The organism is Streptomyces chromofuscus (genome assembly GCF_015160875.1).
Classification (GTDB): domain Bacteria; phylum Actinomycetota; class Actinomycetes; order Streptomycetales; family Streptomycetaceae; genus Streptomyces; species Streptomyces chromofuscus.
Map to the genome: position 1 here is coordinate 185,506 of NZ_CP063374.1, position 25,615 is coordinate 211,120.

General features: G+C 70.2%; 27 protein-coding genes. 13 read left to right on the forward strand and 14 right to left on the reverse strand.

The genetic code is table 11. The features are described 5' to 3' along the window. Positions 1–59 precede the first annotated feature (59 nt). Positions 60–1,253 carry a serine hydrolase domain-containing protein gene (locus tag IPT68_RS00715; RefSeq protein ID WP_189697659.1) on the reverse strand — a complete coding sequence of 398 codons (1,194 nt, stop codon included), beginning with the start codon at positions 1,251–1,253 and terminating at the stop codon, positions 60–62. A 618-nt stretch (positions 1,254–1,871) separates the two neighbouring features. Here IPT68_RS00715 and IPT68_RS00720 point away from each other — a divergent pair. Further along, positions 1,872–2,054, forward strand: a complete 183-nt coding sequence (locus tag IPT68_RS00720; protein WP_189697658.1) for a hypothetical protein — start codon at positions 1,872–1,874, stop codon at positions 2,052–2,054. Between the two features lie 58 nt (positions 2,055–2,112). Continuing rightward, on the forward strand, positions 2,113–2,289 hold the full coding sequence (locus IPT68_RS34910; RefSeq protein ID WP_189697657.1) for a serine hydrolase: 177 nt from the start codon (positions 2,113–2,115) through the stop codon (positions 2,287–2,289). Positions 2,290–2,433: 144 nt separating this feature from the next. Here the strand turns inward: IPT68_RS34910 and IPT68_RS00730 are convergent, their stop codons facing one another. The 6 genes from IPT68_RS00730 to IPT68_RS00755 form a co-directional block, all read right to left on the reverse strand. Further along, positions 2,434–3,297 carry a MurR/RpiR family transcriptional regulator gene (locus IPT68_RS00730; RefSeq protein ID WP_194074043.1) on the reverse strand — a complete coding sequence of 288 codons (864 nt, stop codon included), beginning with the start codon at positions 3,295–3,297 and terminating at the stop codon, positions 2,434–2,436. Positions 3,298–3,429: 132 nt separating this feature from the next. Then, positions 3,430–4,728: a cyanophycinase gene (locus IPT68_RS00735; RefSeq protein ID WP_189697655.1), complete on the reverse strand. Its 1,299-nt coding sequence runs from the start codon at positions 4,726–4,728 to the stop codon at positions 3,430–3,432. Between the two features lie 80 nt (positions 4,729–4,808). Next, positions 4,809–6,047, reverse strand: a complete 1,239-nt coding sequence (locus IPT68_RS00740) for a M20 family metallopeptidase (RefSeq protein ID WP_189697654.1) — start codon at positions 6,045–6,047, stop codon at positions 4,809–4,811. Further along, positions 6,044–6,796: an amino acid ABC transporter ATP-binding protein gene (locus tag IPT68_RS00745; protein WP_189697740.1), complete on the reverse strand. Its 753-nt coding sequence runs from the start codon at positions 6,794–6,796 to the stop codon at positions 6,044–6,046. Before IPT68_RS00745 ends, IPT68_RS00740 begins: the two co-directional genes overlap by 4 nt. A gap of 56 nt (positions 6,797–6,852) precedes the next feature. Continuing rightward, positions 6,853–7,839, reverse strand: a complete 987-nt coding sequence (locus IPT68_RS00750; protein WP_189697653.1) for an amino acid ABC transporter permease — start codon at positions 7,837–7,839, stop codon at positions 6,853–6,855. Positions 7,840–7,841: 2 nt separating this feature from the next. Then, the gene (locus IPT68_RS00755; RefSeq protein WP_228040125.1) at positions 7,842–8,789 is read right to left on the reverse strand and encodes an ABC transporter substrate-binding protein; all 948 of its coding nucleotides are present in this window, start codon (positions 8,787–8,789) and stop codon (positions 7,842–7,844) included. A 289-nt stretch (positions 8,790–9,078) separates the two neighbouring features. Between IPT68_RS00755 and IPT68_RS00760 the strand changes: the two genes are divergently transcribed. Next, positions 9,079–9,738, forward strand: coding sequence for a TetR family transcriptional regulator (locus IPT68_RS00760; protein ID WP_189697652.1), 660 nt, complete (start codon positions 9,079–9,081; stop codon positions 9,736–9,738). Between the two features lie 107 nt (positions 9,739–9,845). Beyond that, positions 9,846–11,051, forward strand: coding sequence for an alkane 1-monooxygenase (locus tag IPT68_RS00765; RefSeq protein ID WP_189697651.1), 1,206 nt, complete (start codon positions 9,846–9,848; stop codon positions 11,049–11,051). Between the two features lie 247 nt (positions 11,052–11,298). Here the strand turns inward: IPT68_RS00765 and IPT68_RS00770 are convergent, their stop codons facing one another. Next, positions 11,299–11,631, reverse strand: a complete 333-nt coding sequence (locus IPT68_RS00770; protein ID WP_189697650.1) for a hypothetical protein — start codon at positions 11,629–11,631, stop codon at positions 11,299–11,301. A gap of 439 nt (positions 11,632–12,070) precedes the next feature. Further along, a complete protein-coding gene (locus tag IPT68_RS00775) occupies positions 12,071–14,443 on the reverse strand; it encodes an arylsulfatase (RefSeq protein ID WP_322734592.1) in 2,373 nt (790 codons plus the stop codon). 750 nt (positions 14,444–15,193) lie between these two features. On the opposite strand from IPT68_RS00775, the gene IPT68_RS00780 reads away from it, so the two are divergent. Together IPT68_RS00780 and IPT68_RS00785 are read left to right on the forward strand one after the other, a co-directional pair. Beyond that, positions 15,194–16,039 (forward strand): universal stress protein, encoded by an 846-nt coding sequence (locus IPT68_RS00780; protein WP_189697648.1) that lies wholly within the window; start codon positions 15,194–15,196, stop codon positions 16,037–16,039. Positions 16,040–16,637: 598 nt separating this feature from the next. Further along, positions 16,638–17,090: an OsmC family protein gene (locus IPT68_RS00785; protein ID WP_228040127.1), complete on the forward strand. Its 453-nt coding sequence runs from the start codon at positions 16,638–16,640 to the stop codon at positions 17,088–17,090. Positions 17,091–17,164: 74 nt separating this feature from the next. On the opposite strand, the gene IPT68_RS00790 is transcribed toward IPT68_RS00785, so the two are convergent. Continuing rightward, entirely contained in the window at positions 17,165–17,743 is a 579-nt protein-coding gene (locus IPT68_RS00790; protein WP_189697647.1) for a rhodanese-like domain-containing protein, read from the reverse strand. Between the two features lie 82 nt (positions 17,744–17,825). Here IPT68_RS00790 and IPT68_RS00795 point away from each other — a divergent pair, with 82 nt between their 5' ends. Beyond that, positions 17,826–18,113, forward strand: coding sequence for a metal-sensitive transcriptional regulator (locus IPT68_RS00795; protein WP_189697646.1), 288 nt, complete (start codon positions 17,826–17,828; stop codon positions 18,111–18,113). 37 nt (positions 18,114–18,150) lie between these two features. Here the strand turns inward: IPT68_RS00795 and IPT68_RS00800 are convergent, their stop codons facing one another. The 3 genes from IPT68_RS00800 to IPT68_RS00810 are packed head-to-tail and all read right to left on the reverse strand — an operon-like array spanning position 18,151 to position 20,699. Then, positions 18,151–18,897 (reverse strand): sulfite exporter TauE/SafE family protein, encoded by a 747-nt coding sequence (locus IPT68_RS00800; protein WP_189697645.1) that lies wholly within the window; start codon positions 18,895–18,897, stop codon positions 18,151–18,153. Next, positions 18,894–19,283: a rhodanese-like domain-containing protein gene (locus IPT68_RS00805; RefSeq protein ID WP_189697644.1), complete on the reverse strand. Its 390-nt coding sequence runs from the start codon at positions 19,281–19,283 to the stop codon at positions 18,894–18,896. The genes IPT68_RS00800 and IPT68_RS00805 overlap by 4 nt, the downstream gene beginning before the upstream one ends. 51 nt (positions 19,284–19,334) lie before the next feature. Then, entirely contained in the window at positions 19,335–20,699 is a 1,365-nt protein-coding gene (locus tag IPT68_RS00810; protein WP_189697643.1) for an MBL fold metallo-hydrolase, read from the reverse strand. 481 nt (positions 20,700–21,180) lie between these two features. Here IPT68_RS00810 and IPT68_RS00815 point away from each other — a divergent pair, with 481 nt between their 5' ends. From IPT68_RS00815 to IPT68_RS00825, 3 genes are all read left to right on the forward strand, one after another. Continuing rightward, positions 21,181–21,489, forward strand: coding sequence for a hypothetical protein (locus tag IPT68_RS00815; protein WP_194074044.1), 309 nt, complete (start codon positions 21,181–21,183; stop codon positions 21,487–21,489). A gap of 100 nt (positions 21,490–21,589) precedes the next feature. After that, entirely contained in the window at positions 21,590–21,985 is a 396-nt protein-coding gene (locus IPT68_RS00820) for a hypothetical protein (protein ID WP_189697641.1), read from the forward strand. 432 nt (positions 21,986–22,417) lie between these two features. Next, complete coding sequence (locus tag IPT68_RS00825) at positions 22,418–22,654, forward strand: transposase (protein ID WP_189697640.1); 237 nt, start codon at positions 22,418–22,420, stop codon at positions 22,652–22,654. A 253-nt stretch (positions 22,655–22,907) separates the two neighbouring features. Here IPT68_RS00825 and IPT68_RS00830 read toward each other — a convergent pair whose 3' ends face one another. Continuing rightward, a complete protein-coding gene (locus IPT68_RS00830; protein WP_189697639.1) occupies positions 22,908–23,240 on the reverse strand; it encodes a helix-turn-helix transcriptional regulator in 333 nt (110 codons plus the stop codon). Positions 23,241–23,367: 127 nt separating this feature from the next. On the opposite strand from IPT68_RS00830, the gene IPT68_RS00835 reads away from it, so the two are divergent. The 3 genes from IPT68_RS00835 to IPT68_RS00845 all read left to right on the forward strand — a co-directional run bounded on the left by IPT68_RS00835 (position 23,368) and on the right by IPT68_RS00845 (position 25,589). Next, positions 23,368–23,877: a universal stress protein gene (locus IPT68_RS00835; RefSeq protein WP_228040129.1), complete on the forward strand. Its 510-nt coding sequence runs from the start codon at positions 23,368–23,370 to the stop codon at positions 23,875–23,877. A 78-nt stretch (positions 23,878–23,955) separates the two neighbouring features. Beyond that, positions 23,956–25,011, forward strand: a complete 1,056-nt coding sequence (locus IPT68_RS00840) for a TerC family protein (RefSeq protein ID WP_189697638.1) — start codon at positions 23,956–23,958, stop codon at positions 25,009–25,011. Then, positions 25,008–25,589 carry a hypothetical protein gene (locus tag IPT68_RS00845; protein ID WP_189697637.1) on the forward strand — a complete coding sequence of 194 codons (582 nt, stop codon included), beginning with the start codon at positions 25,008–25,010 and terminating at the stop codon, positions 25,587–25,589. Before IPT68_RS00840 ends, IPT68_RS00845 begins: the two co-directional genes overlap by 4 nt. Positions 25,590–25,615 lie beyond the last annotated feature (26 nt).

Sequence of the window (25,615 nt, forward strand, 5' to 3'; positions counted from 1 at the left end):
CGACGGACCGCGCGCGTCGGCCCCCGCCCGGAACCGGGCGGGGGCCGACGCGAAGCGGTTCAGGAAGAGTGCTCGAACAGCTCCGCCATGGCGTCCCTGATGCCCAGGAACTGCAGCTGGTTGAACGAGTTCGGGTTGCCGTTGACCGCCAGCACGACCTGGTGCCGGCCGTCCTCGCTGGTGAAGGCGGCGGTGAAGTAGCCGGGGATCTGGCCGTTGTGTCCCCACAGCGTCGTTCCGTCGGCCGTGTTGCGCATCAGGCCGAGACCGTAGGAGCGAGTGGGGTCCGCACCCATCGGCACCGTCTCCTTCATCTGCGCCAGCTGCTCCGGCTTGAGCAGGTCGCCCCCCAGCAGTGCCCGCTGGAAGCGGGCCAGGTCCGTGGTGGTCGAGGTCATCGCGCCCGCCGTCCACGCCCACGAGGGGTTCTCCACCGTCTCGTCCGGGAGCGTCCCGTCGGGGGAGTTCAGCAGGTAGCCGTGGGCGTAGCGGCCCTGGATCCTCGAGGTGGTCAGCGGAAGCCGGGTGTCGTGGAGGCGCAGAGGGACGATGATCCGCCGGTGCAGTTCCTCGGTGAAGGAACGGCCGGAGACAGCCTCGACGATCATGCCGAGCAGGACGTAGTTGGTGTTCGAGTACTCCCACCTGGCGCCGGGCACGAAGAGCCGCTCGCGCTCATCGGCCATGGCCACCAGCTCGTGCGGCCTGTAGGTCCGCTGCATGGAGGTGAGGTGGTTGGCGTAGTCGTCCAGACCGCTGGTGTGGTTCAGCAGTTGCCGCACCGTGATGCGCTCGATGTCGCGGAGGGTGCCGGGAAGCAGCTTTTCTACGCTGTCGTCCAGGGACAGGCGGTTCTCGCCGACCAGCTGCAGCACGACCGTGGCGGTGAACACCTTGGTGTTGCTGCCGACCCGGAAGTGGTGCTTGGGCGTCATTTCCTGACCGGACTCGACGTCGGCGAGGCCGGCGGCCGCGTGGCTTACCTGGTCGCCGTGGCGGACGGTGGCGACGGCTCCGGGAATCTTCTTGGCGACCAGATGCTCCAGGACGGCCCGCACGCGTTCCTGCTCTTTCGCGACGGACGCGGCGGTCGAGGCCGCCGCCACCGGGCGCCGCGTGTCCGTGTCCGCCGCCAGGGCCGGCGTCCCCGACAGTCCGACGGCGCACGCCGTCACCATCGCGCCGAGCACGGCCATACGCCGACCGGGGACCACACGCTGCCGCATCGAACGCTGAGAGGAGTGCTCGGACATCGCGACGCACCTTTCCGCAGTAAAACATGGGGCGATCCGCTGGGACCGCTTCCCGAACTGACGTCTTCAAGCTTCTTCGGCGCGCTCGCGCTCCCGCTCCCCCACAGGCACGTCATTGGTCCTCGCCCGGACGGCGGAGCCGGGACCCCGGCGTCCACCTCGCGGCCATCGGATCTCATCCGAAAGGCAGACCGGGGGCCGGCGGAGCCCTGCCATGCCGCGGTCGTTCCGGTCGCTTCCGCGGGCGCGATGAACAGCAGCACGGTCCACGCCGTGCGGTGCGCGGCGGCCCCGGCCACGGCGTCGGTGGGACGAGGCCACGAACGCCGCCGGCAGGGGCCGTCGTCGCACCCGCGCGGCTGCCCGCGCCGTCCGCGCGGTCGATGACTTCGCCAACGTCGAAGGGCCGGCTCGGGCCGCAGAACGCAGCGGGGCGAGCGGCCTCGTCGGACCGGGCGCAGACGCGGCGGCGAACCGAATGTCCGTGCTTCCTCGCACGGCATGCGGCCGGCCACGCGCACGAAAGCGGTGCGGACTTCGTGGAAGGGTCCGGCATGGAGCGGTTCGAGAGCGCCGACGAGGGGCGTTCGGTCACCGACGCCGGAGGGGGAAGCGGCAATGGCGGAGGCGTTCGCGGCCGCCGACGTGGAGGGGGCCGTCCACGCGGTCGACCTCGCCTCGGGCGCGGTGGTAGGTCTGCGGCCGGACGAGCCGATGATGCCGGCGAGCGTCTTCCAGGTCCCGGTCCCGGTCGACCTGTTCGCATCGCACGCAAGGCGGCGGAGGGCCGAGGGGACCTGACCGACCGGATCACGGCCCCCCGGACGGGCGCACCCTCGGTCCGACGGGTCTGTCGGTGATGCCCGACCCCGTCGAGCTGTCGGTGCGCGAACTGGCGTTGTCGATGATGAACGTGAGCGACAACGACGCCACGGACGTGCTGAGGGACCGGCTGGTCGACACGCGTCGGTCAACGCCACAGACGGCCGGCCCTCATCGCGTGCCGCCGCGCGGGGGCGGGCGGTCGAGGTGCTGAGCCTCGACGACGCGGGCCACCACAGTCACGTGCTCCGCTCCGGGTGACGAGCTCGCCGCCCTCGCCTCGGCCTGCGAGGGCAGCGGCTGCCGATGCGTGGCGTGGCGACGCGCGGGGCCCGCCGGTCGTCGCCCCGAGCAGCGCTCACACGAGCCCAGTACGGCGGGCGATGTCCTCCGTGTGTCTCATGTGCTCGTGGGCCTCGTCGCCGAGGGCCGCGATGAGGCCCGCGACGACTGTCTCGACGACGGCGAGGGTGGGCACGAGGCTGTCGTACGGGGACGGGGTGGTGACCTGGCTGGGCAGGACCACCTCGGCGTGCGCGCTGGTGGGTGACAGCCAGGTGTCGGTGAAGACGACGACCTTGCCGCTCTGTTCCTGGGCAAGCCGGGCGAGCGCCATCTTGTCGCTCTCGTAGCGGCGGTAGTCGAAGACGACGAGGACGTCGCGGCGGCCGAGCCGGGTCAGAGCGGCGGCCCGTTCGACGTCGCGTTCGGGCAGGATGTGGACGTCGTCGCGCAGCTGCATCAGGTGCAGGCCGAGGTACTGGGCGAGCAGGTGCGTGAACCGGCCGCCGACCAGAGTGATCCGGCGCTTGCGGTCGGACAGCAGCGTGATGGCCCGTTCCAGGTCGTGCGGCGGAATCTCGGCCAGGGTCTGGGCCACGGCGGTGGTGAACAGCCTGCTGCTGCGGGCCATGAGGCCCGCGGCCGAGTCGTCGCCGGGGGTGTCCTCCGTCTCCTCGTACAGGGACAGCGGCGAGGCGTTGCGCTGGTCGAGTTCGGCGCGCAGGGCGGCCTGGAACTCGGGGAAACCGCCGTACCCGAGGCGGGCGACAAAGCGGAGGACCGTGGGGGCACTGACGGCGGCCCGTTCGGCGATCGTGGCGACGGTCTCGAAGCCCGCCGCGGGGTAGGCGGCCAGGAGCACCCGCGCGACCTTCCGCTCGGCCGGGCTGAGGGTGCCCAGCTTGAGGCGGATGTCGTCGGCGAGTGTGCCGGAGGCCATGAGGGTTCCTTTCAGGATCTTGCGGTGCGCGGTGCCGAGCCTAATGCCCGCGCGGGCGGCTCGGACCGGCCGGAGCTGCCGGCCGGTCCGAGCCGCCGGCTGGTCCGGGCCGCCGGCGGGGTGGGGGCGCGGTCACCGGGGGGCGATGTCGATGCGCAGTCCGATCAGGGACCGCGCGGTGGCGCCGTCGCTCGTCCAGGCGGTGAAGCCCGGCTGCTTGGTGAAGGTGACGGTGAAGCGGGGTTCGCGTTCGTAGGTGGTGGCGGTGGCGGTGCGCTGGTTGCGGGTGGCGGCGAGTGCGGCGGCGGTGCGCAGGAAGGAGTACGGGACGCCGGCCGGGTTGTCGGCCGAGTAGAAGACGTCGTTGTTGGCGGGTACGGGAGACGTGCCGCTCGGGGTCAGCGGACGCTTGTCGGGCGCCGACCGGGCGGCCCAGCGGCGGGCGTCGTAGCCGTCGCCGTCGGTGAGGTGGGTGTACTGGGCGCCGGCCAGGGTCCAGCCGGCCGGTGTGGTGCGGGCACGGGCGTCGCGCAGGTCGAGGATGCCGACGCCGTTGGTGCCGAGGACGGTCATGGTCTCGTCGCGTGTTCCCGGGTTGTCGACGACGAGCGCGCTGTTCTCCTGCAGGGCGTAGACCCGGTCGTGACCGGTGTCCGCGGCCAGGCGCAGGGCCCGGCCCTCCCTGCCGTAGGCGCCGGTGTGGGTGTCGAAGAGGCCGGAGCGCAGGAAGCCGAAGCCGCCTGCGGGCAGGTAGCCGAGCCGGGTGGGGTCGTCGAAGTAGCCGGGCGCGCTGCCGTCCCGCAGCCCCTGGTAGGACTCGCCGCCGGTGACCATGTCGGGTCCGGCGGCGATCTGGGCGCCGGCGGAGGTACCGGCGACGACCGCGCCTTCGGCGAGCTTCGCGCGGATGGCGGCGAGCACCTTGGAGTCGGTGTGCCGGTCGCCGTGCAGGAGGGTGGTGACGTAGCGGTACTGGTCGCCGCCGCCGAGAAAGAACCCGGTGCTGGAGTTGATCCGGTCAACGACGGCGTCGGAGTCGGCGTTGGCGATGTGGTCGAGGTCGACGGGAATCCACTGGGCGTCGGCCGCGCCGTGTTTCTCGAACAACTCGGCGTAATAGGCGCCGTTGCACGCCGAGTTGCTGCATCGGTCGGGGTCGTCCGCATGCGGGTCCTGGCTCTCGGGCACGGAGGCGGCGGTGAGAACACCGATGCGGGCGCGGGAGCCGCCGGCGCGTTCGATGATCTCCCCGTACACCTGGGTGTTGTTCTCCGCGAGTGCGCCACCGATCAGGATCAGGGAGCCCGCCGCCCGGCCGGCGTCGGGGCGCGTGGTCGCCTCGGCGGCCGCCGGAGCGGCGGTGAGGGTGAGGACGAGGGCGGTGGCGGCGGCGACGGCGTGGCGCCGACCGGGTCGAGAACGCTCGCGCATGGGGTCTCCTTGGGAGGTGTCGGACGTCGGTGTGGGGCCGGGGCCTCGGCCGGGATGCGGAACGCCCTGGGGCCCGGCGGTCATGTGTCGCTGCCGCTGTCGCCGAGCGCGGTGATCAGCGAGGCCAGCAGGGCGACGCGCTGCGGCACGGTCGCTGTGTCCAGCCACTCCTGCGGGCTGTGGTCGGCGCCGCCTACGGGACCGAGGCCGTCCAGGACGGGGACGCCCGTACCAGCGATCAGGTTGGCGTCGCCGACGCCTCCCGTGGCTGTTGCGCCGAGGGTGAAGCCCAGCGCGGCTGCCGCCTGTTCGGCCGCGGCAAGCATGCGGTGGGATGCGGCCGTCGCCTCCATCGGCGGGCAGTCGTCGAGTTGTTCGACGGTCACGGCGGTGCCGGGCACCGGGGGGCACGCGGCCGCGTCGTCGATGGCCCGCCTCACCCTGCGCGCGTCGGCGGCGGTGGCCGCGCGTACCTCGAGGCGGAGTTCGGCCTCGGGGCAGACGATGTTGGTGCGGTGGCCGGCCCTGACGACGCCGACGTTGACGGTGACGCCGTCCCAGCGTCCGTTGAGGGCCTGCAGGGCGACGACGAGGTGCGCCGCGGCGAGAGCGGCGTTGGCGCCGCGTTCGGGTTCGATGCCGGCGTGGGCGGCGCGTCCGGTGACGGTGAGCCGGAAGTCGGCGACGCCCTTGCGGGCGAGTACCAGGTCTCCGTTCTCGCGCGCGCACTCCAGGCCGAGGGCGTAGTGGACGCCGCGGGCCACCTCCTCGGTGACCGTCCGGCTCGTCGGAGAGCCGATCTCCTCGTCCGGGGTGGCCAGGAACACCAACTCGGCGTACTCCGCCTCCCCTTGCTCCTGGAGCAGCTCCAGCGCGGTCAGCCCGGCCAGCAGCCCGCCCTTGTCGTCGCTGACTCCGGGCCCGTACACACGCGTGCCGTCAAGGGTGAACGGGCGCTCGGCGGCGGTCCCGTCCTCGAACACGGTGTCCATATGAGCGGCCAGCAGGATCCGGCGCCCGCCGTCCGCCTCCGCGAGGCTGCCCGCCTTGCGGGCGACCAGTACGTCGCCCGTGCGGGGGGCATCGAAGGGCGGTTCGGCCGCGGCCGGCGGCCGGATCCGTTCGACGGCGAACCCGAGCGACGTCAGGCGCGCCTGTACCCGGTCGGCGACGGCGTTGACCCCGTCGGGGTTGTACGAGCCGGAGTCGATGGCCACGAGTTCGGCGAGGTCGTGCAGATAGCGCGGGAGACGGCGGCGGGCCGGGCCGAGCAGGTCGGCGGGGCGGGGCCGGGGCCGCTGCCGGGAGGGGGCGCTCACAGGACCTTCGACAAGAACGCGCGGGTACGGTCCTGTTCGGGGTCCACCAAGACCTGCCGTGGGTCGCCGGCCTCGACGATGACTCCCTCGTCGATGAAGACGGCCGTGTCGCCGACTTCGCGGGCGAAGCCGATCTCGTGGGTGACGACGACCATCGTCATTCCGTCGTCGGCCAACTGCCGCATCACGTCGAGAACGTCGCCGACCAGTTCGGGGTCGAGGGCGGAGGTCGGCTCGTCGAACAGCATCAGCTTGGGTTTCATGGCGAGGGCCCGGGCGATGGCCACGCGCTGCTGCTGGCCGCCGGAGAGCTCGGAGGGGTAGTGGCCGGCGCGGTCGGCGAGGCCGACCCGCTCCAGCAGGTGCCGCGCTTCCTCGCGGGCCTGCGCCCTGGCCGTACCGGCCACCCGTACGGGTGCCTCGACCACGTTCTCCAGGGCCGTCATGTGCGGGAAGAGGTTGAAGCGCTGAAACACCATGCCGATGTCGCGGCGCCGCTCGGCGACTTCCCGTTCTCGCAGTTCGTGCAGCTTGCCGCCGTGTTGGCGGTAGCCGACGAGTTCGCCGTCGACCGTGAGCCGGCCGCCGTCGACCTTCTCCAGGTGGTTGATGCAGCGCAGGAAGGTGGACTTGCCCGAGCCGGACGGACCCAGCAGGCAGCACACGCTGCCGCGCCGGACGGTGAGGTCGATTCCCTTGAGGACCTCCAGCTTTCCGTAGTGCTTGCGCACGCCTTCCGCGTGCACCATCGGCACGCTCGCGGGGTGCACCGTCGGCACGCTCCCGGCGTACTCCGTGAGGGCGCTCACCGGCCCGCCTCCTTGTTCATGACGTTCCTGACACGGTTCCCGACGGGCGCGGGCCTGGCGGCTCCGCCGAGCAGGCGCCGCAGGGGCGACACGTGCTGCGCGCGGGCGGTGCCGCGGCCGTAGCGGCGCTCCAGCCAGGCCTGCGGGATGCCCAGCAGGGTCACCAGAGCGAGATACCACAGGCTCGCGACGACGAGCATGGGGATGACCTGGTAGTTCTGGGCGTACACGTCCTGGATGTTGGACATCAGGTCGTGCGCGGAGATGACCGAGACCAAGGCGGTCATCTTCAGCATGTTGATGGTCTCGTTGCCCATCGGGGGGATGATGACGCGCATGGCCTGGGGCAGCACGATGCGGCGCATGGTGAGGGCGGGACGCATGCCCAGCGAGTGCGCGGCCTCGGTCTGCCCCGTGTCGACGGACTGGATGCCGGCACGCACGATCTCGGAGGCATAGGCGGCCTCGTTGAGTCCGAGGGCGAGCAGTGCCGCGACGGCCGGGGTCAGCAGGGAGTTCGTCTCGGCCCGGAAGAAGGTGATGTCGGTGAACGGGATGCCGATCATCACGTACTTGTACAGGGCAGCCGCGTACCCCCAGAAGATGATCTGCACGAGCAGTGGAGTTCCCCGGAAGATCCACACGAAGAAGGTGGCGAGCCCGTGGAGGACGGGGCCGGCGGACAGCCGCATGACCGCTATCAGCGTGCCCAGGGCGAGTCCGAGGATCATGGCGGCGGCGGTCAGCCACAGGGTGGTGAACAGGCCGTCGAAGACGAGGTCGGCGAAGAGGTACTCGCCGACGATGTCCCAGCGCAGGTTGTCGTTCTTGGCGAGGGAACCGATCAGCCCCACGAGTGCGGCCAGGGCGGCCGCGGCGGCGATCCAGCGGCCGTGGTTGCGCACCGGTACGACGACGAGATCCTCCGCCTCGCGCCCGTGTGCCGGCGCTGCGGGATACCTGGGTGTCTTCAGCTCGACCATGCTCAGTCGACCGCCGCGTTCTTGGTGGCTTCCTGCAGCGCGATGCCGGCGACGCCGTACTTGTCGAAGATCTTGGTCGCGGTGCCGTCGTCGATCAGGGCCTGGAGGGCCTTCTGGATCGCGTCGGTCAGTTCCGGCAGCTTCTTGCTGACGGCGATGCCGTTGGGCGAGGCGTTGTAGCCGCCGGGTGCCGCGGGGTCCTCAACCAGGTCGAAGGTCTGGCCGCCGTCGGCGGTCTTGGCGGTCCAGCCGGCGGCCGGCTTGGTCAGCACCTGCGCGACGACCCTGCCGGAGAGCAGGGCGAGTTGGGCGTCGGAGTCCTTGGGGAATGTCTGGATGTCGATCTGGCCGCCGCCGGCCTTCTCGCACTCGGCCTGGTGGCTCTTGAGCAGGCCGAGCTGGTTGGTGGCGGTCTGCACGGCCACCTTCTTCCCGCACAGGTCGTCCAGGGTGGCGATCTTCTCGGGGTTGCCCTCGGCGACGAGGATGCCGGAGCCGGACTGCGAGTAGTCGACGAAGTCGACGACCTTCTGCCGCTCCTTGTTGTCGGTGATGGCCGACATGGCCGCGTGGAACTTGCCGGCCTGGATGGCCGGTACGATCCCGTCGAACTTCTGCGGGGTGAAGGTGAACCGCACCCCCAGCTTGGCGCCCAGGGCCTGGCCGAGGTCGTAGTCGAGGCCCGTCAGCTCGCTCTCGCCCTCCTTGACGTACATCTCGAAGGGCGGGTACGGCACATCGGTGGCGACCTTGACGGTGCCCGCGTCCTTGATCTCCTCGGGCAGCGCGTCGTGCAGCGCGGGATCCTTCTCGATTCTGACGCCGGCGACGGTGGCACTGCCGCTCGCGGCCGGTGGGGAGTCCTCGCCACTGGAGCAGGCGCTGAGCGCGGTAAGGGCGGTGGTCACTACGGTGGCGGCCGCCAGGCGGCGGGCCGTGCGAGCGTTCATGGCGGATCGGACCTCTCGGAAGCTCTGGCCGGCGGAGGTGCCGCCGACTGCACTCCCAGACGTTACAGACTCTCGCCAATGTTGACTATATGTATCGCACGTTACGTCGATGCCAACCGTCGAATGCGGTCCATCCATGGATAGTTCAGCTCGCTCACCTGCGGCTTTCCCCGAGAAGGGTGACTCTGGCGGCGAACCGCGCGGTACATCTTGCCGCCGTAGTCGGTCGACTGTAACGTCCGCTATCACCTGGGAAGTCGGCGTGCCATCGGGTGAGAGGAGAGGCATCGTGAAGGACACGCCGTTCACCGCGGCCACGGACGGTTGCGCGGCCGCGGTGCCGCCCCGCGAGGCGTGGCGGAGGAAGATGCGCGGCGACGTCCTTGACGCGGCGCGCGCCATGGCGGCGGAGAAGGGCTGGGACTCCGTGAGCCTGTCAGAGGTGGCAACTCGCGCCGAGGTGTCACGGCCCACGGTGTACAAGGAGTTCGGCAGCCGTGGCGGTCTGAGCCAGGCGCTCGTGCACCGTGAGGCGGAGCGCTTCCTCCTCGGCGTGGACCGGGCCCTGCAACAGCCGGCCGCGACCGCGACGGACGCGTTGGCCGCCGCGATCCTGTACGCGTTGCGGCAGGCCCGGGAGAACGTGCTCGTCGCCTCGGTGGTGAAGGCGGCGCGCGGCGGCACGGACTCGCTGCTGCCCTATCTGACGGCGCGCTCGGAACCGGTGGTCGCAGGGGCACGACTCCTGGTGCGGTCGTGGTGCCAGACCCACTATCAGCAGTTCGACGACGTACGAACGGACCAGGCGGCCGATGTCATCGTGCGCCTGACCCTCTCGCACATCGTGCTGCCTCCGCCCGAGCACACGCTGCGCGTGTCGGCCGAGCTCATCACCGCGGCGGCCATGGGGGTGCTGACACGGGAGACGGGCCCACCCACCACAAGCTGACAGGACGTCAGAACGTTGACACGACGTCCCGGATTGTCAGCGCCGATGGCCGGTGCCACTCTCTGCCGGGTCTGCGGACCCCAACAACACGCAAGGAGCAGAGCCCGATGACAGCACCGTCGACGACGCCTCCCGCCTCCCCCGCCGACACCCCCTGGCGTGACCGCAAGCGCTATGCGTGGCTGCTCGGCCTCGCCGTCCCCACGCTGCCCTTCCAGGCCGCGGCGCTGGTCACCGTCAGCGATTGGCAGGTGCTGTGGTGGTGGGGTCCGTTCTTCGCCTTCGTGATCGTCCCGCTGTTCGACGCGCTGATCGGACCGGACCAGGAGAACCCGCCGGACAAGGCGATCCCACTGCTGGAGGCGGACCGCTACTACCGCTGGTGCACCTACCTGTATCTGCCCCTGCAGTACGGCGGACTGCTGTACGCGTGTCTGCTCTGGTCCGAGGGCATGGACGTGCCGGACGCGCTGGGACTCGCCGCCACGGTGGGCGTCGTCGCCGGTGTCGCCATCAACACGGCGCACGAACTCGGGCACAAGCGGGAGACGGTGGAACGCCTTCTGGCCCGCCTCGCGCTCACCCAGTCCGCGTATGGCCATTTCTACGTCGAGCACAACCACGGTCACCACATCCGTGTCGCGACACCCGAGGACCCCGCCAGCTCGCGTCTCGGGGAGAGCGTGTGGGCGTTCCTGCCGCGCACGGTCACGGGGAGCGTGCGGTCGGCCTGGCGCCTGGAGACCCGTCGGCTCCACCGCCGTCGGCACCGCGCCTGGTCGTACCGCAACGACGTGCTGACCGCGTGGGCGCTGACCGTCCTGATGTTCGCCACGCTCGCCGCCGTCTTCGGGCCGGTGGTCCTGCCCTACCTCATCGTCCAGGCGGCTTGCGGCATCCTGCTGCTGGAGACGGTCAACTACTTGGAGCACTACGGCCTGCTGCGTGAGCGGCGTCCGGACGGGCGCTACGAGCGGGTCGCCCCGCGGCACAGCTGGAACAGCAACAACACCACCAGCAACGTCTTCCTGTACCAACTGCAACGGCACTCCGACCACCATGCGAACCCCTTGCGCCGCTACCAGACACTGCGCCACTTCGACGAGGCCCCCCAGCTGCCCACCGGCTATGCCTCCATGATCGTTCTGGCCTGGATGACCCCGCTGTGGCGCCGGGTGATGGACCCGAAGGTGCTGGCGCACTATGGCGGCGACGCGCGCCGGGCCAACCTGCATCACCGGCGGGCTGAGCGCTACGGCGCACCGTCCCGGTGCGGAGAGCGTCATGGGGAGGCGACGGCACCGCGAAGGTGACCGCACTCACGACGCCGCGCCGTACCGGCCGCGTCCGCGCCCTCTCAGGAACCCATGACCCGACACCGCACTCTGCCCCCGTCGCCGCGTCCTCGCGGCGACGGGGGGCCGCCGCCGCGTGGGCGGTCCGCGCCTTGACCGCCCACGGCACCGCCCCGTCGAAGCCCCGGCGCGACGGCGGCACGCATCGCCCGCAAAGGCCCGGAGTTGTTACGGGCAATGCCCCTGGACGGCGGGGCGAGCCCACTCAGCCGTCCGTGTCGAGCAGCCACCGCAGCTCGACCTCCAACCACTGGCTTTCGTGGTGCCAGGAGTCCAGAGCGGTCACCAGCTGTCGGCTCAGGGCTTCCACCGTGAGCGAGCGCCACGCGTGGCCATGGAGACATGCGAGAAGAATCAGGATTCGGTCGTCGTGACGGGGAACGGGCGGCCCAGTCGGCCTGCCCTCGGAGCAGCCATCGATGGCGGCGAGCGCTCGTCGGCTGATCATCTCAGCGGTGAGCCCGTGCCATGCATACGGCTTGAGTGCCTCGACCACCGCGCGGATGCGCAGGTCGACCGAGGGGGAGGACCGCGTCATGGGACCTCCCGGAGACTGACCGATGAACCGAAGCCGCCGCGCACTGTTTGTGCCGGTAGGCATGCAGATACCGGTTCCCACCATACGTCCGCACCTCCGTCGGACACTATGAGTCACGCCACTGCGGCCCAGGGCGCGGGGCAGTCTCGGCGACCGGCCCTGCTGTGTGGTGCGTGTTGAGCGCGGAGGAACGAAGAACGGGAGGTGATCAGTCGCTTGCGCACCGAGGTTTGTGCTCTCCAATCCGTTCCGATGCGCTCATCTGCACAGACGCTCCCCGGGTGTCGGCCGTGCCGCTCTCGCCCAGCTGGCCGCACGCTTGCGGGACCGGCCGCTGTGGTTCGCGCCCTGGCTGCGATGTGTGCACGAGAAGGCAGCCGTCCGTGACGTCGGCACCGTCCGTCACCTGTTCACACATTGCCGGCCGGCCGAGTCCTTCCTACTGCCGGGCCATATGGACGCGCATCTCGCTCTGCATGTCCGTGATGAGCTCGCCGGAGAGGTCCACGGTCACACTGTGGAGCACACCGGTGAAACGGAATGGCGGGGCATAGTCGCCAGCCACCGGGGAGCCTGGATTGGCACCGCAGGTCATGCCCGCGGGCTGGAAGGTGACCGGTGTCGTGACCGGGAAGTCCTCCTCCCCGACGAGGCTGCCGTCCACATAGAGCTGCGCCCTGCCCGGCGCGCCCTTGCCGCCCGCGATGTCCGGCTTGCCGGTGGGCTCGAACTCGAAGCGCAGCTCATGCCGGCCCTCGGGCACACTTTCGGCCGATTCAACGCGGTAGACGGCCCGCCGGACGTAGTTGTGGACGTAACGCAGCTTGCCGCCCTGGAGGAAGAAGCTCCAGCCTCCGACGTCGGTTCCTTCGCACAGCAGCACGCCCTCGGCGCCGCCCGACGGTATTTCCACGTCCGCGGTGACGCTGTGCGGGCGGTTGAGGATACGTGGTGACGAGGCCCGGGGAATGGTCTGGGTGCCTGGACGGAACGTGTAGCGGGTGCGGTCCTCGGTGATCTGCGGGCGCTCGGTCATCATGCGCTGTGTGGCAGTGCTGTCGATGGGCAGGACGTTGTACTTGCCGGCCTCGACGTACCACAGCGAGATCAGCTCGATGAGCTTGTCCCGCTGGTCGACAGCGAGGTCGTTCGTCTCCGCGACGTCCTGGTCGATGTGGTACAGCTCCCAGTTGTTGGCGTCCAAGGAGGTCAGGGTCTCCGCGTTCAGGGGTGTACCCCAGGGGCTGCCCGCCTCGGTGAACGACGGGCCGGGCCAGGGGCAGACGGCACGCCACCCGTCGTGGTCGAGCGCCCGGTGGCCGAACATCTCGTAGTACTGCGTGTGGTGGTTGGTCGGCGCGGACGGGGCGTCGAAGGTGTGCGCGAAACTGATGCCCTGGAGTGGGGACTGGGCCACACCCCTGATGACGTCGGGCCGCTCGATGCCGAGCGTGTCGAGCACCGTGGGGACCATGTCGATGATGTGCGTGAACTGCGTGCGTATCTCACCGCGGGCTTTGAACCCCCGTGGCCAGTGGACGAGGAACGGATCGCTGGTGCCGCCGCGGTACGTCTCTCGCTTCCAGCGCCGGAAGGGGGTGTTACCGGCCCATGTCCAGCCCCAGGGGTAGTGGTTGAACGTGGTCGGGCCGCCGAGCTCGTCGATCGCCGTGAGGCTGTCCTCGATCGGCTCGGGCGCGTTGTTGAAGAACTGGCCCTCGTTGGTGGTACCGGTGACGCCGCCCTCGGCGCTGGCACCGTTGTCGGACACGACCATGATGAGCGTGTTGTCGAGCTCCCCGATCTCTCCCAGGAACTCCACGAGCCGCCCGATGTGGTGGTCGGTGTGCGTGAGGAACCCTGCGTAGACCTCCATCATCCGGGCTGCGAGACGGCGGGAGTCGGCAGACAGGGAGCCCCAGTCCGGGACGTCGGGGTCGTGCCGGGACAGACGCGTTTCCTGCGGGACCACGCCCAGTTGCTTCTGCCGGGCGAAGGTCTCCTCACGGTAGGCGTCCCACCCGGCGTCGAAGCGGCCCCGGTAATGGTCCGCCCATTCTTTCGGCACGTGGTGGGGTGCGTGGGTGGCGCCGGTGCAGAAGTCGAGGAAGAACGGCTTGTCCGGTGCCACCTGCTTGGCATCGGCGATGAACGAGATCGCCTTGTTCACCAGATCCGCAGTCAGGTGGTAGCCCTGTTCCGGCGTCGCGGGCGGTTCCACCTGGTGGTTGTCGTACACCAGGTCCGGGTACCACTGGCTCGTGTCGCCGCCGAGGAAGCCGTAGAAGCGCTCGAAGCCGCGACCGAGCGGCCAGCGGTCGTACGGCCCCGCGGCGGACTCCTGTTCCGAGGGAGTCAGGTGCCACTTGCCCACCATGTAGGTGTTGTATCCGTGCTGAAGCAGCATCTCCGACAAGAAGCCGTTCTCGAACGGGATGTTGCCGTTGTACCCCGGGTATCCCGTGGATATCTCGGTGATCGCCGCCATGGCATTGGAATGGTGGTTGCGGCCTGTGATCATGCAGGAACGCGACGGCGAACACAGTGCGGTCGTGTGCATGTTGTTGTACAGAAGACCGTTCGCGGCGAGGGCATCCAGATTCGGCGTTGCTACGGGGCTTCCGTAGCAGCCGAGTTGCCCGAACCCCGTGTCGTCGAGAACGATGTACACCACGTTCGGCGAGCCAGGAGTGGCCCGCGTCGGCTGTGGCCATGCAGGCGTCGATTCCCCAGCCGTCCGGCCGATTATGCCGGGAAACGCGGTCCCCGGCCTGTACTCTCGGATTTCCTTGCCCATACCGCATTCCTCCATGGCTGCCGGAGGACTCTGAACTGTGCCGACCGGCACTTGGGATCTCTCTTCGGGCGTGTGTGGGGTGCGACCGGGTGGCCGCATCTCCCTGCCGTCCGCACGCTCGAAACATGGGTGGACGGAGTACGGAGCCGCCGCTCCTACGATGCTAAGACGTCGAACCGGGTGCGGCCATCCAGGTGAAATCCCGCGCTACGTGCGGCTGAAGAGGTCGGCCAGATGCCACTGCGCACGTGTGGACACAGCGGAGCGTCGCCCGGGCGGTGCTGTGGTAGGCCCTGTGCGAGAAGCGCTTGGGCCGGACGGTCACATGCCGCCCTCAGCCGCGCGGGCCGATGCCGGTGAGCCGGGCACGCACCCGCGAAGCCGCGCACCGGCGGCCTGGGCAGCGAATCGGGCGAAGCATGACGCACAAGGGTGCACGTGGTGATGCCGCGGTCCGTGACCACACCAGCCACTCTCGACGGGACCTCCTTCTCCCCCCACCGTCCGACCTGCACGCCGCAGAAGCACGTCGAAACGGTCGGGCACCGGCGATGGTGTGTTACTGGCGCGCGATTTGGCCCGAACGGCACGGCCAGTGGGTCGGAAGGCCCATGTGCGAGAGGCCTCCGTAGGTGTGACCGTGGAAGAGACCGCAAGAACGATGAGCCGCTGGTGTCGAGGACTGGCCGAAGACACCGTGAGCTGGGAAAGCTCCGCAGGTTCGGAGGCAGCGAACGCTGACGGCCGTGTACCCAGGAGACGGAAATGACTGAACCGATCATGGTTGGGGTCGACGGGTCCGGGCGGAGTCTGCGAGCTCTGGTGTGGGCCGCCCACGAGGCAATGTTGCGCCGGCGCCCTCTGCACATCGTTCACGTCCTCCTCCCCGCTCACTCATATGCGACGACCGACGAGGGGCGTGCCTGGGAGGCGAGCAACTGGGACCGTGGTGTGATGACGGAAGCCACCGCCATCGCGCAGGAAGCCCATCCGAACCTGAAAGTGACGTCCTCCTTGCGGTCCGGTAGGCCGGCTGCGGTGCTCCTGGCGGAGGGAGAGCATGCCCATACGGTGGTGCTCGGCGCGAAGGGCATGGGCGGCTTCGGAAGCCTGCTGCTCGGTTCTGTGGCCACGCAGGTGGTCGGGCACGCGGTCTGCCCAGTTGTGATCGTCAACCATGTCGCCACTGCCTATGACCGCATTGTTGTGGGCGTCGATGGATCTGCTCACTCCGAGGCCGCCCTCGCGTACGCCTTCGAGCAGGCGTCCCTGCGTGGCGCCGAGTTGCAGGCCGTGCACTCCTGGAGCCATCCAGGGCCGCATGCCGTCGTCAGCGCGGCCCAGGACGCCCTGGCCAAGGAGCAACTGCAGGCACTGGAGGAATGGCTGGCACCGCTGCGCGAGCGATATCCGGCTGTCGAGGTGGTGGAGCAGGTGCCCGACGAACCACCGGTCATCGCGTTGTCGCGGGCTTCGGACCGGGCCGACCTCCTGGTCGTCGGCTCCCGCGGGCTCGGCGGTTTTCACGGTCTGGCCCTCGGCTCCGTCAGTCACCACCTGCTGCAGTTCTCGCAGTGCCCCCTGGCGGTCATACGGCCTCGCCCCGAGTAGCTCGGCGCCTGACAGGCATGCTGAGCTGAACCGTCCCGACCCAGCGGGAACAGGGCCCGCGCATCAAGCGCTGTTCCTTTTACCCCGCCGGTATGCGCGCCTTGGGTGCGCGATCGCCGGCGGACCCGATCGGCGGTGGGAGCGTGAGATCGATGGCGACGGCGGATGAAGACCGACTCCACACGATCACAAGGAGCGGTGCCGAGGAGACTCCCCTCGTCACCACGTGCGGACGGAGGATCGAGGTGCGATGCCTGAGGTTCGGACGGCCTGACCACCCCGTCGACCGGATTGCGTTGGCCGTGGGAGAGGATCGGGGCGGCGAGCACGGAGTGTGGGCGGCGCTCACCCCGGACGAGGCGCGTGGCCTGGCCCGCCGTCTCCTTCAGCAGGCCGATGCCGCCGAGCGGCCCACCGCGCGGCCGGGCACCGGGTCTTGGTGATCGCATGGCGCACCGGCTCGCCGGGGCCATGAGCGCTTGAACCACGTGACGCCCGCTCGGCCCCCTGGACCGCCCCGGTCGGCCTCTGGACACGGCAAGCCGTGTGCAGTCGACTGAGTACCAGGAACCCTTGGCGCCGGCGGAGGGAGACGGTCATGACCGGGACCGCACCGCACAACACTCCCGAGAGTCGGCCCATGGAAGCCGAGGTGCACCGACTCGACGTGTCGCACACCGGAGGCGACGCCTACACGGTCGAGGTCCGTGGGCATCGCATCCGGGTCGACCAGCCCGCGGAAGCAGGCGGCACGGACACCGCGCCGACGCCCACAGAGCTCTTCGCCGCCTCCCTGGCTACGTGCGTCGCCTTCTACGCGGGCCGTTTCCTGCACCGTCACGGTCTGCCCCGCTCCGGACTGCGCGTGCGCGCCGGATTCGTCATGGCCACCGATCGCCCGGCTCGTGTCGCCTCGGTGCGCATCGTGGTCGTGCCGCCGCCGGCACTCCCCGAAGAGCGCCGCGCTGCGCTGTTGGCGGTCGCCTCGCACTGCACCGTCCACAACACGCTCGAACAGTCACCGGAGATCGGTGTCGAACTGGCGCCTTGAGCGGTCCCACCATGACGTCCTCGACGGCGGTGGTGCGGGGAAGCCGCTGAGGCACCGCAGCTCGGTTGTCGCGGTCATCGGCCACGCAGCGCGGCGAGCGTGGCGTCGAGGTCGGCGGCACGGGGGCGGTTGTAGGGCAGCTTTCCCAGCATGACGGCCATGCCGCAGGTGTCGGTAAGTGCGGAGAAGACGAGTCCGCCGGCGATGCCGGCCGAAAGGAGCTGGAAGGCCGGGTGGGCGAGCCAGCCGAGGAGCAGGCCCAGCAGGACCATCGCTCCCGCGGTGAAGCGCACCTGCCGCTCCATGCTCCAGCCGGCGCGTGTGTCGCAGGCGGCGGGCTGGTGCAGCTCGTGTCCTTCGGCGGCCCATGCGCGGGTGCCGCCGACGAGGCCGGCCGCGTGGATGCCGTGCTCGGCCAGGAGCTTGCAGGCGCTTTCCGAGCGGGCTCCGGAGGCGCAGACGACGAGGATCTCGCCACGTTCGGCCGCGTGCCGTAGGTCGGGCAGCGCACGCCGGACCTGGTCCAGCGGGATGTTGAGGGCATCGGGCAGGTGGCCGGTGGCGTACTCGCCGGGGGTGCGCACGTCGATGACGGTGAGTTCGTGCAAGCGGGTGTGCGCCTGACCGACGTCGAGGGTAAGGGGGGTGTTCATGGCAGGTGTGATCCTTTGTGGTCGCCGTCGTCCCGGACCGGGACGTACAGTACCCCTAGGGGTATTTCTTGAGGGAGTGATCGTGGAACTGGATCTCGAGGGCGCGTCCCTGAAGGCCGTGCTGAACCGGCTGCGGCGCGCGCAGGGCCAGATCGCCGGAGTGATCCGGATGATCGAGGAGGGGCGGGACTGCGAGGACGTCATCACCCAGCTGGCCGCGGCCTCGCGAGCGCTCGACCGGGCCGGTTTCGCGATCATCGCCACGGGACTGCAGCAGTGCGTGGCCGATATCGAATCGGGCCGGAAGAACGGTGAGGACACCGAGGCGATGCGTGCCCGGCTGGAGAAACTGTTCCTGTCGCTGGCCTGAGGAGGCGCGAAGGGCCGGTCGCGAGGGACGGTGCTCATCAGGTGACCGCGTCCACGAGCATGAATCCGGCCACCGCGAGCAGCACCACGGCGAAGACCCGCTGCAGCGTCCCCGCGGAGAGCTTGGCCGACAGCCGCTTGCCGTCCCACGCACCCAGGATCGCCGCCCCGGCGAAGGGGCCGATGACGGCCCAGTCGAGGCTGCCCGCCGTACCGGCGCGCATGGTCAGAGCGGCCAGTGAGTTGATGGTGATGACAAGCAGGCTGGTGCCCACTGCTGTCCGCATCCGCATGCCGAGGACGCTGACCAGTGCCGGCACCGCGAGGAAGCCGCCTCCGACGCCGAGGACGCCGGTGACCGCGCCCAGGCCGGCGCCGGCAGCCGCTGCCCGGCCAGGTCGTACGGGCGTCTCGCTGTCCGGCACGGAACGGGGTCCGAGCATCCGAAGCGCGGCGGCAGCCGCGATGACGGCGAAGGCCGCGGTCAGTACGGCTGCGGGCAGGTGACCGGCGAGCGCGCCGCCCAGCATCGCCGGGCCGATACCGGCCGCCGCGAAGAGCAGCCCCGTACGCCCGCGCACCTGGCCGTCGCGTGCGTGCGCGGACAGAGCGGTGGCCGAGGTCACGGTGACGATGACCAGGCTGGCCGTGGTGGCCGCGACCGGGGTGAAGCCGAGCAAGTAGATCAGGGCCGGGACGGCGAGGACGCTGCCGCCGCCCCCGAGCGCGCCGAGCGCCAGGCCGATGACGGCACCGGCGGTCAGGGCGAGTATCACAGCGCTCACGCCATGGTCCCGTCGCCGCCCAGCGAGTCGACCACCGGCAGCCCCGCTGCGGCCCAGTCCTGCATGCCGCCTGCGACGTCCACAACCTCGATGGCCTGGGCGTGGAGCAGTTCGGCGGCCCGCCGGGAACGGTGACCCGAGCGGCAGATCACCACGACGGGGCGCGCCTGCGCCCCCGTGGGCAGCCGGACACCGGCGGCCGGCGCTGTGAGGGGCAGATGGACGGCGTGCGGTGCGTGACCGGTCTGCCACTCGGAGGATGCGCGGACGTCCAGCAATACGGCCGTCGCGCCGCTGCCGTCGAGTCGTGCATGGCCAGCGCGTGCCGCGGCCTCCTGCACGCTCACCCGGCCAGGACCGCTTCGTTCGCGGCCGAAGAGTTTCATCGGGGTTCTCACTTCTGTTCCACTGCTGGTGCGGTGTCGGCCGGGGCGTCGTCAGAGGGTGCCGACGGTGAGGCCGGCCTTCTCGGCCGCGTCGAAGGTGTCGTCGACGGCGACGACGTCCCGTCCCGCGGCGTCCAGCAGGGATGCGGCGATGGCGGCGCGCATGCCGCCGGCGCAGTGGACCCACACCTGGCCTTCGGGGACATCGTGGAGACGGTGGTGCAGGGTGTGGATGGGGATGTGGACGGACCCTTCGACGAAGCCGACGGACCGTTCGGAGTCCCGGCGGACGTCCAGCACCACGACGGTCTCCGCGGTGTGCTCCGCGAGGTCGGCGAACGTGGCCCGCGGGAAGGCGGCGAGCTTCTCACCCCCGCGTGCCCAGCGCGTCGGATCTCCAGTGGCGGCTGCGGCAGGGCGGTCGATGCCGACGCGGACCAGTTCGCGCTGGGCGGCGGCGAGCTGTTCGGCGGATTCGGCGAGCAGCGTCACCGGCTTGCCCCACGGGATCAGCCAGGCCAGGTAGGTGGCGAGCTGCCCCTCCGCCTCGAAGTTGAGCGAACCCGCGACATGGCCTGCGGCGAAGGCGACACGGTTGCGCAGGTCCACCACCCACTCCCCGGCGGCCAGGCGGGCCGCGATCTCCTCGGCGTCGGCGAGCGCGGGCGGGGTGAGATCCACAGGCGCGGGCCCTGCGGCGTTCGCCGGGCCCATGTGCGCGTAGTACGCGGGTATGTCGTCCAGTCCGGCCAGCAGATCGGCGACGAAGGCGTCCACGTCGTCGGTGAGGGCGCGGTTGGACGTCTTCTCCTTGCCGATCGTGGTGGACGCGCCCGTCGCCTGGCTGGACGAGCAGAAGCTGCCGAAGCCGTGCGTGGGCAGCACCGCCGTGTCGTCTGCGAGCTCGTCGGCCAGCCGGTGCGCGGAGGCGTGCTGGGCCCGGGCCAGCTGTTCCGTCAGGCGGGGTTCGACCAGATCGGGGCGGCCGACGGTGCCGATCAGAAGGGAGCCGCCGGTGAACGCGGCGACGGCCGTGCCGTTCTCCTCCAGCACGTAGGAGGTGTGGTGCGGGGTGTGGCCTGGCGTGGCCAGTGCCCGTAGGCCCAGGGCGGCGCCGGCATCGATGTCCCACCGGTCGCCGTCGCTCACGGGTACGCGCTGGTAGGAGACGCGGGCCCCGGCGGGGACGAGGTAGGCGGCGCCCGCGATCCGGGCCAGCTGCAGCCCTCCGGTGACGTAGTCGTTGTGGACGTGCGTCTCCACCACGTGGGAAATCCGCACCCCGTGCCGCGCCGCCGCGGCGATCACCAGGTCGATGTCCCGCGGCGGATCGACCGCCACGGCCGTGCGTTCGCCGCCCGCCAAGTAGCTGCGGTTGCCGAGTCCGGCCACCTCGAGCGTGTCGATGAAGAACACCAGGTACTCCCTTCAGGTGAAACCGTCAGGCCATTACCCCGGGGGGTATTTCTTCGACAATAGCATGAGTACCCCCCGGGGTATTTTTGCGGACAGGGGCAGCCCCGCGCCTTCACCCTGGAAGCGGCGTTTCGGCCTCGGCCTGGCGGGCCGGTCGGGTGACCCGCCAGTACTGCGAGCGGGTGAGTGCGGTCGCTGCACTCCGGCGCTCCGTCGCGCTGAAGGTCGGCCCTCCCCGGCTGATGCCGCCACAGCGCCGTACTCTGCGCGGGCGGCCCGGAACCGTGGGCGCTCCCGCATCTGTTTGCGCCGTAACCAGCGTTCTCGAACAGGCCGAGTCGTCGGGGACCGTGCAGCAATCTGCTGCATGATCGAAATGCGGTCGGCTTCGCGTGCCTTGACGATGGCGCTGAAGGGCGGAGCGCGAAGTTGGTGACAGCCGAGCACTCCGCCGAGTCATGCATCAAAGAAAGAGAGAGACATGACGGCAACGACGGAGACCCCCACTCGGGAAAAGGCCGCCGGCCAGGAAGAAGTGGGTGAGGAATCCGCCTTCGGCCCGCTCCTGCTGGCCGCGCTTCTGTCGCGTCGTGAGGAGGGTGGTGAGGAGTCGGTCATCGAGCACCCGCTCCTGCTGGCCGCGCTCGCGCGTCGCCGAGAGGAGGGCGGCGAGGAGTCGATCGTCGAGCACCCGCTCCTCCTCGCCGCGCTCATGCACCGTCGTCGTGAGGAGCGGGGTGAGTCGATGATCGAGCACCCCTTCCTGCTCGCGGCGCTGATGCGCCGCTGAACGAAAACGGCGACACCCCTGCCCCCCGGTTCCGGCAGTCGCCGGGACCGGGGGGCAGGTCCCAAAGGGAAATCGAGACATGAGGACATGAGGAACGACAATGGCAGCTGAGTCCGGCGGCAATTTTGAACGGGATCCCTTGGAAGCCTTCATCGACGAGATCTTCGATGAGATGGTGCGTGATGCCGGGATCCCCCGTACCGGCGTCGGCGTCAAGCATGGGAAGGACCCGCTGGCGGTAGCCCTGATGGAGGCGGCAGTTGGGTCCCTGTCGCAGCCGTCCTCCCGTTTCACGGAACTGGAAAGGGTTCTCTTCGCCCAGACCCTCGCGACCGCACTGGCAGAAGCTCTCGCGCCCGCTCTGTCGGATGTGCTGGCCTCGGAGATCATGAAGGTACTGACCCACCACGCGGACTCCCGGAGCAAGCCCACTCATGACTCCGTCGGTGAGGCCGGCCGCGGCCGCCGTTCTTCCGGAGGCCGCGAGTCTTCCTGAGGGCGGCTCATCTCGCCGTGCGTGGGAGCAGTGGGAGAGGCCGGAACAGCGGTCTGCCCGCGCGTGAGCGCACCGCTCGTCAGCAGGTGGCCGGGCCACCGGCGAAGGGGGTGGGCTGCGCTTGCCGGGCCCTTCGCGCACGGGTGCGGGGCCGGTTCGCCCTTCGCACGCATCTCGCACGGCTCCCCACCTGAGTCCGCGGCCCGTGCCTACCACATGCGTGCTGCGGGTCCGCCGGCCGGCCCTCCCGCCCCTCGGACGAAAGGGCCTCTGGCCAGATGATTCTCTGTGCCCCGACAGCATTCGAACCCTGCGACGTCCGCCTCAAGGGTGGGATCGAATGCCGCCAGGGGGTACCTGGCGCGGCTTACAGACCTCCACAAAAGCGGGTTGATCATATGACTGTCGGCTCGATCCCTCGTTGAGGGGAGCATGGGGAAGCGTCAGTCGCGGCCCTGGATCGTGCCGGACGAACTGTGGTCGCTCATTGAGCCGCTGCTGCCCGAGCCGCCGCCGAAGCAGGTCAAGGGACGGAGGCGGGGGGTACCCAACCGGCAGGCCCTGTGCTGCATCCTCTTCGTCCTGCCCACCGGCATCCAGTGGGAACACCTGCGCGCGGAGCTCGGCTTCGGCTCGGGCATGACGTGCCGGCGGCGCCTGACGGCCTGAAACAAAGCCGGCGTCCGGGACCAGCCGCACCAGCTGCTGACCGAACTGCGGTCGACGAACCAGCTGGACTGGTCCCGGGCGGCGATCGACTCCTCGCACGTCAGAGCAGCCCGCCAGGGCCCAAAAGCGGACCCAGCCCGGTCGACAGCGCACGCCCGGGCAGCAAGCACCACGTCCTCACGGGACATCCCGCTCGCACGGTCGCTGACCGACGGGCACCGCAACGACGTCACCCAGCTCCTGCCCCCGGTCTTCAGGGAGCGACCTGGGGTTCGGTCTCAGGGGTGCCTTCGCGGTGCAGGAAGGTGTTGAGCAGGTCGCCGACGGGGTGGGCGGCCTCATGGGGGTGACGCAGGGCCTGCGTTGTGTCGATGGCGTAGCGGTTGCGGCGCCCGACGCGGGTGCGGGTGAGGTATCCGGCGTTTTCCAGGTCGGCGACGATGAGCTGGACAGCGCGTTCGGTGATGCCGATCGCGTTGGCGACGTCGCGCAGCCGGGCTTCGGGATCGCGGGCCAGGCACAGCAGGACGCGGGCGTGATTGGTCAGGAAGGTCCAGGTCTCGCCGCGCGCGGAGGGAACGCTCATGGCTCCCACCCTACCCCTTCACCCGAACAATGATTGACGAAAAGATTTTCGCGTAAGTATTGACGCGTATTTCTGTTCGGGTGACGCTGGTGGTGTCGCACCACCCTCCTTGAAGACGTGATCCGCCATGAACCTTCAGTTCGCCCACCGCCGCGTACCGGATGCACCCACGTCAGGCCGTTTCTCGCTGCCGCAGCCGGTGACGGCCGTGCTCACCGACCGCCTCGACGACCTGACCGTCGCCGACACCGCCGCCCGACTGGCCGCCTCCCGCGGTGAGCCGCTACTGCTGGTCGCCGTGCTGCCACCCTCACCCTCACCCGCGCCGGACGCGGGGGCGGAGGGGCCGGCGGTGCTGGGCCGGGTGCTGCCACGCCTCGTCCGGTATCGCACCGGCTACATCCCGGCCGTCTACCGCCGTCCCGGCGCGCAGGGCAGCAGGCTGGGAGCCGCGACCGACCTGCTGAGGCTCGCCGCGATGCACCACTCGCCGCTGGTGGTCGCCTCCCGCTGCGGGCCTCCGGGGCTGGACGCGTGCACGCTGATCGAGGCCGCAGCGATCCGCGGCAGGCCGTTCATCCACGCCGTGCCCCCCGTGCCCTGGACCCGGCTCGCGGCGCCCTGCCCTCCCACCTGACCCTCAGCGGCCCTGCCGCGGCGCGTGTCCCGGCCGGGCCGCATCCACCTCCCATGATGCGAAGGAAGTCCGATCGTTATGAATGACCTGTCGCTCCCGGTCCCGCTGTGGGTGTGGGCCGCCGTCACCGTCGGCATCGGCGTGATGCTCGCCGTCGACCTGATCGCCCACCGCGACAACCACGTGATCGGATTCCGCGAGGCCGCGATCTGGAGCAGCGTCTGGATCGCCATCGGCCTCGGCTTCGGCCTTGTCCTGCTGGCCTGGCAGGGCGGGGAGGTGTCCTCCACCTACTACGCCGGCTACCTGATCGAAAAGGCGCTGTCGATCGACAACGTCTTCGTCTTCGCGCTCGTCTTCTCCTTCTTCGCCGTCCCCGACGCCTACCAGCACAAGATCCTTTTCTGGGGCGTGATCGGGGCGCTCGCCGCCCGGCTGGTGTTCATCTTCGTCGGCGCCGAGCTGCTGCAGGTGTTCTTCTGGACCGCCTACCTCTTCGGCGCGTTCCTGATCTGGACCGGCTGGAAGATGGCCGTCTCCAAGGACGAGGAGGTCCACCCGGACCGCAATCTCATCGTCCGCCTGGTCAGGAAGATCGTCCCCACCGACCCGCAGTTCCACGGCGACAAGTTCTTCACCCGCATCAACGGGCGCAAGGTCGCAACGCTGCTGTTCGTGGCTCTCGTCGCGATCGAGGCCACCGACCTGATCTTCGCGATCGACTCCGTCGCCGCCGTCCTGGCGATCACCACCAACACCTTCCTGGTGTGGACCGCCAACGCCTTCGCCGTCCTGGGTCTGCGCAGCCTCTACTTCTGCCTGGCCGGACTCCTGCGCCGCTTCGCCTACCTCCACTACGGCCTCGCCGTCCTGCTCACCTTCGCCGGCGTCAAGCTCATCCTGTCCGAAACCCCCGTCGGCAAGCTCCCCATCCCCCTCACCCTGGGCGTCATCGCCGCCACCATCACCGTCTCCATCGCCTGGTCCCTCATCGCCACCCGCCGCCAGAACGGCACGGACACCGACGCGGGCGGCGGCACCGGCCAAGGCACCGTCGGCGCCGCGGTGACCACACCGCCCGCCGCACAGCTCCACGCACCAACCGACCGCCACCAGGAAGAACCACCGTCATGACCACCCTGAGCCCTGGCGGACAACCTCCCGTCAGCACCCCCCGGCCCTCCGTACACGTCTACAACGTCGTCGGGACCCGAACGGGCGGCGACATCCTCGTGGTCCTCACCGGCTCCCGCGCCGACCAGGACGCCGCCGCTCACGCCGGGCGGCTCGCCGCCGGCACCGGCGCCCAGGTGACCGCGGCGGTCGCCGTACGCTCCACCGGCTTCATCGTCAACGCCCTGCTCCACCACGCCCGGGCCCAGCGCTTCGCCCAGCCGACCGACGCCGTCCCAGCCGCACGTACCGACACCCTCATCGCGCCCGGCCCCCACCGGTTCAACACCCTCGTCCTGCCCTGCGGCAACTACCCCCACCTGTCACTGCCGGCCGGCGCAGTGCACCGCCTCGCCCGCCGCACCGGCGCAACCACCGTCATCACGCCCGTCCCGGTCCACAACGCAGCCGGCCACCTTGCCCACGTCCACCCCGGCGCCGGGCCTCCCGTCTCCGGCGATCGCCTACGGCAGCGGGGCCGGGAGGTCGAGGAGCCGGACGCCGTGTTGCCCCCGATCAGGGACGGGGGCGGGCGGTGACGCTGTGGCGGGAGGTCCTGGCCTCA

Coding starts and splice junctions, on each gene's coding strand:
- IPT68_RS00720 (WP_189697658.1), top strand. CDS start 1,872: ATGGCGGAGGCGTTCGCGGCCGCCGACGTGGAGGGGGCCGTCCACGCG.
- IPT68_RS00805 (WP_189697644.1), bottom strand. CDS start 19,283: ATGAAACTCTTCGGCCGCGAACGAAGCGGTCCTGGCCGGGTGAGCGTG.
- IPT68_RS00845 (WP_189697637.1), top strand. CDS start 25,008: ATGACCACCCTGAGCCCTGGCGGACAACCTCCCGTCAGCACCCCCCGG.
- IPT68_RS00785 (WP_228040127.1), top strand. CDS start 16,638: ATGACCGGGACCGCACCGCACAACACTCCCGAGAGTCGGCCCATGGAA.
- IPT68_RS00775 (WP_322734592.1), bottom strand. CDS start 14,443: ATGGAGGAATGCGGTATGGGCAAGGAAATCCGAGAGTACAGGCCGGGG.
- IPT68_RS00830 (WP_189697639.1), bottom strand. CDS start 23,240: ATGAGCGTTCCCTCCGCGCGCGGCGAGACCTGGACCTTCCTGACCAAT.
- IPT68_RS00820 (WP_189697641.1), top strand. CDS start 21,590: ATGGCAGCTGAGTCCGGCGGCAATTTTGAACGGGATCCCTTGGAAGCC.
- IPT68_RS00765 (WP_189697651.1), top strand. CDS start 9,846: ATGACAGCACCGTCGACGACGCCTCCCGCCTCCCCCGCCGACACCCCC.
- IPT68_RS00730 (WP_194074043.1), bottom strand. CDS start 3,297: ATGGCCTCCGGCACACTCGCCGACGACATCCGCCTCAAGCTGGGCACC.
- IPT68_RS00735 (WP_189697655.1), bottom strand. CDS start 4,728: ATGCGCGAGCGTTCTCGACCCGGTCGGCGCCACGCCGTCGCCGCCGCC.
- IPT68_RS00790 (WP_189697647.1), bottom strand. CDS start 17,743: ATGAACACCCCCCTTACCCTCGACGTCGGTCAGGCGCACACCCGCTTG.
- IPT68_RS00840 (WP_189697638.1), top strand. CDS start 23,956: ATGAATGACCTGTCGCTCCCGGTCCCGCTGTGGGTGTGGGCCGCCGTC.
- IPT68_RS00780 (WP_189697648.1), top strand. CDS start 15,194: ATGACTGAACCGATCATGGTTGGGGTCGACGGGTCCGGGCGGAGTCTG.
- IPT68_RS00815 (WP_194074044.1), top strand. CDS start 21,181: ATGACGGCAACGACGGAGACCCCCACTCGGGAAAAGGCCGCCGGCCAG.
- IPT68_RS00715 (WP_189697659.1), bottom strand. CDS start 1,253: ATGTCCGAGCACTCCTCTCAGCGTTCGATGCGGCAGCGTGTGGTCCCC.
- IPT68_RS00770 (WP_189697650.1), bottom strand. CDS start 11,631: ATGACGCGGTCCTCCCCCTCGGTCGACCTGCGCATCCGCGCGGTGGTC.
- IPT68_RS00835 (WP_228040129.1), top strand. CDS start 23,368: ATGAACCTTCAGTTCGCCCACCGCCGCGTACCGGATGCACCCACGTCA.
- IPT68_RS00825 (WP_189697640.1), top strand. CDS start 22,418: ATGGGGAAGCGTCAGTCGCGGCCCTGGATCGTGCCGGACGAACTGTGG.
- IPT68_RS00750 (WP_189697653.1), bottom strand. CDS start 7,839: ATGGTCGAGCTGAAGACACCCAGGTATCCCGCAGCGCCGGCACACGGG.
- IPT68_RS34910 (WP_189697657.1), top strand. CDS start 2,113: ATGCCCGACCCCGTCGAGCTGTCGGTGCGCGAACTGGCGTTGTCGATG.
- IPT68_RS00745 (WP_189697740.1), bottom strand. CDS start 6,796: ATGGTGCACGCGGAAGGCGTGCGCAAGCACTACGGAAAGCTGGAGGTC.
- IPT68_RS00755 (WP_228040125.1), bottom strand. CDS start 8,789: ATGAACGCTCGCACGGCCCGCCGCCTGGCGGCCGCCACCGTAGTGACC.